Consider the following 7,819-nt stretch of genomic DNA (forward strand, 5'->3'; position numbering starts at 1 on the left):
ACAGCCATACTACCTCACTTGATGTGACAATTAGGTTAGACCTTGAAAATAGATCCGAAAGTCAGTTCCTGATTCCTGGTAGGGAAAAGCAGGACATTGATTGGGATGCGGCCAACCGGCTTGCCGATCAGAACACAGACTTCGTTGATTATATTGATCTCGTGCGAGAATTCTACCAAACGAACAATCCCAAGCCTAAAGAGTGGGATTAACAACCTTAAGATGCATCCCCGGGGGGGGGCGCCTCCCGCGCGGTCCAAAGCACCGCGCTGCCGGTTCGCGCGCGCAAGCGCACGCTCAGGCAGGCGCTGGCCCGTTGCCCGGAAGCACATCCCATTCGCGATGTGCTCAAGGGGGGCACCTGCGGTGCTGTTCCGGCCGGGGTCTTCCCCACGACCCGTAACAAGGCGCAACACCGCTTTGGCCTGTGCCAGCCCCTTGCCCCCTTCCCTCCAACCCCCTACCTTCCCCGCAGGGGCCAAGCGCCCCCTCACCGGACATCATCGCCCTGCCCATCGCAGGCAACCCTGATCGCCCCTGAGCATCGGCCCGCGCAAGGCATCGTGCCTCGTGCGGCACCCAAAGCTGAAGGATCTTCCCCATGTCCAAGGAAAAGAACAAAGGCAATCGCGAGACCAAGAAGCCGAAAAAGGAAAAGCCCAAGGTCTTGGCCACGGCCAATTCCAACGCGGGCAAGCCGCTTGATATCGGCGCCGGCAAAAAGGGCAAATAGGCGTAAGCCCGCCCTGTCGCCACCCCCTCAAACATAGGCCGGGCTCAGGCCCGGCCTATCCCGTTGACCCACATCAAGGCGCGCATGGTGCCAAGGTGTCATCCTCGGCCCAACCCAAACCGGAGGGCCCCCGATGCGCGCCTTGCCCCTTGCCCTTTGCCTTTGCCTGCTCGGCCCAGCCGTGGCCGCGCAAGATATCGACGCGGGCGCGGTGCTGTACCGCGATTTCTGTGCCGCTTGCCACGGGCCGGAGGCGCGCGGCGATGGCACCATGGCCGATCTGTTGCGCACGCCCCCCAGCGATCTGACCAAACTGGGCGGGACGGGTGCCTTTCCCATCCTTGCGGTCGCCGAACAGATCGACGGTCGCCGCCCGCGCGCGGCCCATGGGGGGGATATGCCGCTCTTCGGTCGTTGGTTCGAAGGGGTCGGCGCGGATGTGGCGATGGCCGGGCCAGACGGGCAGCCGATCTTGATGAGCCGCCCCGTCGCCGATCTGATCGCCTATTTGATCACGCTGCAGGATTAGCCCGCGCTTTCGGCTTTCTCTTCCAGCATCAGCCACTCTTCCTCGGCGGCCGATAGCTTGGCTTGGCGTTCATCCAGCGCCTCGCTCGCCTTGCGGAACTTGACCGGTTCGCGCGTGAAAAGGTCGGGGTCGGCCATCAGCTCCATCAGCTTGGCGATCTCGGCCTCCAGCCGGGCAATCTCGCCCGGTAGCGCCTTGAGGCGGTGGCTTTCGGTAAAGCTCAGCGCCGATTTCGCCGCTGCGGCGGGTTTGATCGCGACGGGCGCTGTGGTGGCTGCTTTGGGTTTGGCCGGTTTGCTCGGCTCTGTGGGCGGCCTGCTTTCCGCGCGCTGCGCCAGCATGTCGGACCAGCCCCCCGCATAGGCCACGGCGCGGCCATCGCCCTCGAGCATGATGGTCGTGCCGGCCACGCGGTCGATGAAATCGCGGTCATGGCTGACCAACAGCACCGTGCCCGCATAATCGCCCAAGAGATCTTGCAGCAAATCCAGCGTCTCGATGTCGAGATCATTGGTCGGTTCATCCAAAACCAAAAGGTTGGAGTTGCGCGCCATGATCCGGGCCAGCAAGAGCCGCGCTTTTTCACCCCCGGAAAGCGAGCGAACCGGCGCGCGCGCCTGCGCCTCGTCAAACAGGAAATCCTTGAGATAGCCCACCACATGGCGCGGCTCGCCCCGCACCAAGACCTGATCCGAACGGCCACTGACGCGCGCGGCGGGGTCTTGGGTCAGGCTGTCCCATAGCGTCGCCTCGGGGTCGAGTTGGGCGCGCGTCTGGTCGAAGACCGCCATCTCCAGCCCCGTGCCCAGCGTCACGGTCCCGGTATCAGGCGCGGTCTGGCCGGTCAGCATATTAAGCAGCGTGGTCTTGCCCGCACCATTGGGGCCGACAAAAGCCACCCGGTCACCGCGCAAGATGCGCAGATCGAAGGGTTGCAGGATCGTGCGCTCACCAAAGGCTTTGGAAATGCCCACCGCCTCGATGACCCGCTTGCCCGAGGCTTGGCCCGCATCAAGCACCATTTCCGCGGCACCTTGGCGGCGGATCATATTGGCACGTTCGGCGCGCAAATCCTGCAATGCGCGCACGCGGCCCTGGTTGCGCTTGCGCCGCGCGCTGATGCCTTCGACGGCCCAGCGTGCCTCGGCCTTGATCTTGCGATCCAGCTTATGGCGGGCCTGATCTTCATCATCCCATGTCTTGTCGCGCCACGCCTCGAAATCGGCAAAACCCCGGTCTTGGCGGCGCACCACACCCCGGTCGAGCCACAGCGTGCCACGCGCCAAGGCGGTCAGAAAGGCGCGGTCGTGGCTGATCAGCACGAAAGCGGTCCGCGATTGTGAAAGCTCGCGTTCAAGCCAGCCGATCGCCTCGATGTCGAGATGGTTGGTCGGCTCGTCGAGCAGCATCAATTCGGGTGCCTCGGCCAACAGCCGGGCCAAGGCCGCGCGGCGCCGTTCGCCACCCGAGGCGCGCGCCGGGTCGGCCGCGAGCTTGAGCTTCAAACCCTCGGCCACCGCCTCGACCCGCCATTCCTCGCCCGCATCCAGACCGGCGGAGGCATAATCGCCCAAGGTCGCAAAGCCCACAAAATCAGGCTCTTGCTCCATGTAACCCACGCGGACGCCATCGGGGGTGACGACATTGCCGGTATCGGGCAGCACAAGCCGGGCCATGACCTTCATCAAGGTGGATTTGCCCGATCCATTGCGCCCGACAAGCGCAAGGCGGTCGCCCTCCTGCACCACGAGCGAGAGGTCGGAAAACACCGGGTTCCCACCGAAGGTCAGTGAGATATCGGTCAATTGCAAAAGGGGTGCGCGCGCCATGGAAGGCAGCTAGTCTTCGCCAGAAGCAAGGTCAAGCACTCGTGAAAAACCCCTTCATCTTTCTCCAAATACGCGAAACCCGCGCCATGCGCCCAGCCCATCCGAGCATGGCACGCCCAACGAAAAAGGCCGCCCCGGGGGGCGGCCTTTCCAACATCGCACATTGCGCGAAATCAACGCTTGGAAAACTGGAAGCTCTTGCGGGCCTTGGCCTTGCCGTACTTCTTGCGTTCCACCACGCGACTGTCGCGGGTCAGGAAACCTGCCGCTTTCAGCGCGCCGCGCAGGCTGGGTTCATAAAGCTGCAGCGCCTTGGAGATGCCGTGCTTGACCGCGCCTGCCTGACCCGACAGGCCGCCGCCCTTGACGGTCGCCATCACGTCGAACTCGTTATCGACACCGGCGACGGTGAAGGGTTGACGCAAGATCATCTGCAAAACGGGACGCGCGAAATAGGCCGACATGTCCTTGCCGTTCACCACGACCTTGCCCGAGCCGGGCTTGATCCAGACGCGGGCGACCGCATCCTTGCGCTTGCCGGTTGCATATGCACGGCCCAGCGCGTCGCGGACGGGCGTGCGAGGTGCATCATCGAAAGAGAGCGCAGCAGGCGCGCTTGCATCAACTGCGCCTTTCAGCGCGTCGAGCGAAGAGAGTGTCTCGGCCATGGTCATGCGCTCCGGGTATTCTTGGGGTTCATCGACTTGACGTCGAGAACGGTGGGCTGTTGGGCATCATGGGGATGCTCGGTGCCGGCATAGACGCGCAGGTTGGTCATCTGCTGACGGCTCAGCTTGCCGCCGGGCAGCATGCGCTTGACCGCTTGCGTCACCACGCGCTCGGGGTGATCACCCTCGAGGATCTGGCCAGTGGTGCGCGACTTGATCCCGCCGGGAAAGCCGGTGTGCCAGTAGTTTTGCTTGTTGCGCTTGTTGCCCGTCACCTGCACCTTTTCGGCATTGATGACGATGACATTGTCGCCCATGTCCATCGAGGGGGTGAAGGTCGGCTTGTGCTTGCCGCGCAGCCGCATGGCGATGATCGAGGCGAGGCGGCCCAGAACGACGCCCTCGGCGTCGATCAAGATCCACTGCTTGTCGATATCCGCCGGGGTGGCAGAAAAGGTTTTCATGTCCGTCGGTCCTTTCGGGGGCGGGTGGGATCACCCGGCCAGAATGACATTTGCGGCTTGTCGCCGCGCTGTGATGGCGTCTTCTACCCGAATTCACGCCGTCGTCAATGGGCTTGCAATCCATGAAACTGTTTGAAAACAATGGGTTGTATTTGAGGTATTATTTTACCCCACAAAGTTCGCCGTCGGGCCGGTGGAATTGGGCCGTGCAAGTCACTCGGGACGGCAGATCTCGTCACGCATGACCGCCAAGCCGGTGCGCCACAATAGCCCCCCCACCACCACCGACAGCGTCACCAGCACAAGCAACCCGATCACCAGATGGGCATCGCTTGATTGCGCACGCCCATAGACGAAGCTGGCCACGCTAAGCGCGGCGAGCGGAAAGCTCAGCGCCCACCAACTCAACGCGAAAGGCAGGCGCAACAGTTTCGGCACCTGCACCATGACCAGAATGGTGAAGACATAAGCCGCACTGAGCAAGATATGAGCGAAGGGATCGACCCCGCCCACCAGCCGGACATACGAGACAAAGGCCACGGCGGGCGGTGCGATCAAGATAACCAGCGTGGGAAAGAGCCGCGCGGGGATCGGCGCGTGAAAGATCAGGCGGTTGAAGACAAGCACCAGCAAGATCAGCCAAAAGATCATACCCGCCGCGAAGAACAGCCAACTGATCTCGACCCAGCCCAGCGGCGCGCCGGCCAAGGGCACGATCACATTGCCGACCGCCGGGATGAACCATGCCGGCGTCAGATGCCCGACCTCGAAGGCGCGGTGGCTGATCCAGCCCGAGATGACGGCGATGGTCAAAATCCCTTGGCCCGCCGCGCCCAACAGCCACAATGGCGCTGCCAGATCGGGGCGGTAGCCATGGATCGCGGTCGCCATCAACAAAAGCGAGATGGTGATAGTGGGGAAAAATGCGAGCCGCACGGGATGATGCCATTCGGCACTGACCGCTGCGGGGTGGCGGACCAGCTTGAGCAGGTAGATCGCGGCCACGGCCACGAAACAGCCAAGCCCCAGCCACAGCACCGCGCGGGCGGCCAATGCGGCCATGGCAAAGCTTTCAGCGGCTGCATGCAGCGCCAAGGCCAAACCGAAAAGCCCCATCAGCACGGCGAAAAACGTCACGGGGAAATGGGCCAGACGGCTGAATTCCTGTGCGGTGTCTGGCGGGGTGTCGGTCATGCTGGGCCTCAATCCGGGTTGTCACTGTCAATGATAACCCGTGGCCATGACCGGCGACAGGGCGCAAATAGCGCTGCGACGATCTCGCCTTGGGGCCGCACGCACCGACGGAAGGGTCGCAAGCGGCGCTTTCGGGCCGCGCCGTGATGGGTATAAAAGGGTAAGACGATAGGCGTTCAGCGATCGCCAAGAGCAAAGGGGGGCAAGCCATGTCCGATGAACTGGTACTGCGCGAAGATCGAGGGGCGGTCACATATCTGACGCTGAACCTGCCCGCGCGGCTCAACGCCTTGTCTGATGCCATGCTCGCCGCGGTCAGTGCGCGTTTCGAAGACATGATGAATGCCCCCAGCCAACGCGTGATCGTGCTGCGCGGTGCGGGCAAGGCGTTTTGCGCGGGCCATGACCTCAACGAGATGCGCGACAAGCGCGCAGGCCCCGATCAGGGCGCACAAGCGCTGCATGATCTGTTCACCCGCTGCGGCGCGATGATGCAGATGATCCCTCGCCTGCCCCAACCCGTGATCGCCGAGGTGCATGGCATCGCCACGGCGGCGGGCTGTCAGCTGGTGGCAAGTTGCGACCTGGCCATCGCCGCCGAGGACTGCCGTTTCGGGGTGAACGGGGTGAATATCGGGCTGTTTTGCTCGACGCCGATGGTGGCGCTTTCGCGCAACGTGACGCGCAAGCAGGCCTTCGAGATGTTGGTGACGGGCGATTTCATCACCGCCGAGCGTGCGGCGGACCTTGGGCTGATCAACCGCGTGGTGCCGTCCGCCGATCTGTCGGATGCGACCACCGCTTTGGCCGAACAGATCGCGGGCAAGCTGGGTGTCGCCGTGCGGATCGGCAAGCGCGCCTTTTACGACCAACTCGGCCTGCCGCTGGATCAGGCCTATGCGATGACGGGCCAAGCGATGGTCGAGAACATGCGCGCCCCCGACACCGCCGAGGGCGTCGCGGCTTTCTTGGAAAAGCGTAAACCCGACTGGGCGCAGTAGCGCCGCAGCATCAAAGCCCCGGCATGATCAACACATTGCGCCGCGCCTGTCCGGCGTTGGTATCGGCGATGGCTTGGTTGATCTCGTCAAAGGCCCAGCGCCGCGAGATCAGCTCATCCAGCATCAGCCGCCCTTGACCGTAAAGATCGACCATCCACGGGATGTCGCGTGACAAGACGACATCGCCCATCTTGGTGCCGCGCATGCCCTGGCCGGTGAAGGCCATGATCACCGGCTCGTAATGGGCCTTTTCGCCGGAATGGGGCATGCCCACCGCATAGACCGTGCCGCCCCAGCCGATCAGGCGCGGGGCCACATCATAGGCGGGGATCGCGCCGACACTGACAAAGACATGCTGTGCCATGCGTCCGCGGGTCATGGCCGACAAAGCGCGCCAAGGCTCGGCTTCGCTTGCAAGGATCGTGTCGGTCGCGCCAAAGGCGCGCGCATCGTCAAGCTTGGATGGTTCAAGGTCCATCGCCACGATCCGCGCGGCACCTGCCAGCCGCGCGCCCTGCACGACATTAAGGCCGACACCCCCTGCCCCGATCACCACCACCGTTTCGCCCGCCCGCACATTGGCGGTATTGACCACCGCCCCCACGCCCGTCGGCACCCCGCAAGCCAGAAGACAGGCCGCCTCGGGTGCGATCGCCTCGCCCAAGGGGGCGATCTGGCTTTGATCGACGACGACCTTTTCGGCGAAGGCCCCACAATCCATCGCCGCCTGCACCGGGGCACCATCGGCATCGGTCAGCTTGGGCGCGCGCGTATCCTTGCTTGCGCAATAGACAGGCTTTCCGCCTGCGCAGCTTGGGCAGGTGCCGCAGGCGCGTATCAGCGTGACCAAGACCCGATCACCAAGTCGCAGATGCGCGACCCCCGCGCCCAAGCCCGTCACGCGCCCTGCCGCCTCATGGCCATAGACAGCCGGAAGCGCCCCGCCCCATGCCCCTTCGATATAGGAGATATCGGAGTGGCATACCGCGACCGCCTCGACCGCGACTTCCACCTCGCCCGGGCCGGGATCGCGCAGCTGCAATGTCTCGATCGCAAGCGGTTGACCAAAAGCACGGCAAACGGCGGCGCGGATCGTCGATGGCATCGGCTCTCTCCCTAGCGGCGTCTTGGCTGCATCCTCGCACAGACGCGGGCAACGGCAAGCCCTAACCGGGTCGAGACAAAGACTTGCGCGCTGTGGCAGGGTGGCGCAAAACCACAGACACAAGGCGACGGGGGGAAAGATGGATAGTCTCGATCTGGGCGATGTGGTGCTTCATTACGCCGACACAGGCCCCCGCGACGCGCCCGCGGTGGTCTTTGCCAATTCGCTGGGCACCGATTTCCGCCTATGGGACGAGATCGTGCCGCAGCTGCCCGCGGGCCTGCGCGTCATCCGCT

Annotated in this window: 8 protein-coding genes and 2 pseudogenes; 5 read left to right on the top strand and 5 right to left on the bottom strand. The window is 63.8% G+C overall.

The features are described 5' to 3' along the window. The 3 genes and pseudogenes from ACTG4J_RS13615 to ACTG4J_RS13625 form a co-directional block, all read left to right on the top strand. A pseudogene (locus ACTG4J_RS13615) lies at positions 1-212 on the top strand (hypothetical protein); the annotation flags it as partial. A 389-nt stretch (positions 213-601) separates the two neighbouring features. Then, the gene (locus ACTG4J_RS13620; RefSeq protein ID WP_439140287.1) at positions 602-733 is read left to right on the top strand and encodes a hypothetical protein; all 132 of its coding nucleotides are present in this window, start codon (positions 602-604) and stop codon (positions 731-733) included. Between the two features lie 133 nt (positions 734-866). Further along, entirely contained in the window at positions 867-1,262 is a 396-nt protein-coding gene (locus ACTG4J_RS13625; RefSeq protein WP_439140288.1) for a c-type cytochrome, read from the top strand. On the opposite strand, the gene ACTG4J_RS13630 is transcribed toward ACTG4J_RS13625, so the two are convergent. The 4 genes from ACTG4J_RS13630 to ACTG4J_RS13645 form a co-directional block, all read right to left on the bottom strand. After that, positions 1,259-3,091 carry an ABC-F family ATP-binding cassette domain-containing protein gene (locus ACTG4J_RS13630; RefSeq protein ID WP_439140289.1) on the bottom strand — a complete coding sequence of 611 codons (1,833 nt, stop codon included), beginning with the start codon at positions 3,089-3,091 and terminating at the stop codon, positions 1,259-1,261. The two genes, ACTG4J_RS13625 and ACTG4J_RS13630, sit on opposite strands and share 4 nt — an antisense overlap. A 173-nt stretch (positions 3,092-3,264) precedes the next feature. Further along, on the bottom strand, positions 3,265-3,759 hold the full coding sequence (gene rpsI, locus ACTG4J_RS13635; protein ID WP_439140290.1) for a 30S ribosomal protein S9: 495 nt from the start codon (positions 3,757-3,759) through the stop codon (positions 3,265-3,267). Between the two features lie 2 nt (positions 3,760-3,761). After that, positions 3,762-4,223: a 50S ribosomal protein L13 gene (gene rplM, locus ACTG4J_RS13640; protein WP_439140291.1), complete on the bottom strand. Its 462-nt coding sequence runs from the start codon at positions 4,221-4,223 to the stop codon at positions 3,762-3,764. Between the two features lie 213 nt (positions 4,224-4,436). Then, positions 4,437-5,417 (bottom strand): SLAC1 anion channel family protein, encoded by a 981-nt coding sequence (locus ACTG4J_RS13645; RefSeq protein ID WP_439140292.1) that lies wholly within the window; start codon positions 5,415-5,417, stop codon positions 4,437-4,439. A gap of 209 nt (positions 5,418-5,626) precedes the next feature. Between ACTG4J_RS13645 and ACTG4J_RS13650 the strand changes: the two genes are divergently transcribed. Next, positions 5,627-6,418, top strand: a complete 792-nt coding sequence (locus ACTG4J_RS13650; RefSeq protein ID WP_439140293.1) for an enoyl-CoA hydratase — start codon at positions 5,627-5,629, stop codon at positions 6,416-6,418. 10 nt (positions 6,419-6,428) lie between these two features. On the opposite strand, the gene ACTG4J_RS13655 is transcribed toward ACTG4J_RS13650, so the two are convergent. Then, entirely contained in the window at positions 6,429-7,523 is a 1,095-nt protein-coding gene (locus ACTG4J_RS13655; RefSeq protein WP_439140294.1) for an alcohol dehydrogenase catalytic domain-containing protein, read from the bottom strand. A 139-nt stretch (positions 7,524-7,662) separates the two neighbouring features. Here ACTG4J_RS13655 and ACTG4J_RS13660 point away from each other — a divergent pair. Then, a pseudogene (locus tag ACTG4J_RS13660) lies at positions 7,663-7,819 on the top strand (3-oxoadipate enol-lactonase); the annotation flags it as partial.

The organism is Roseicyclus sp., from assembly GCF_965662675.1.
Lineage (GTDB): Bacteria > Pseudomonadota > Alphaproteobacteria > Rhodobacterales > Rhodobacteraceae > Roseicyclus.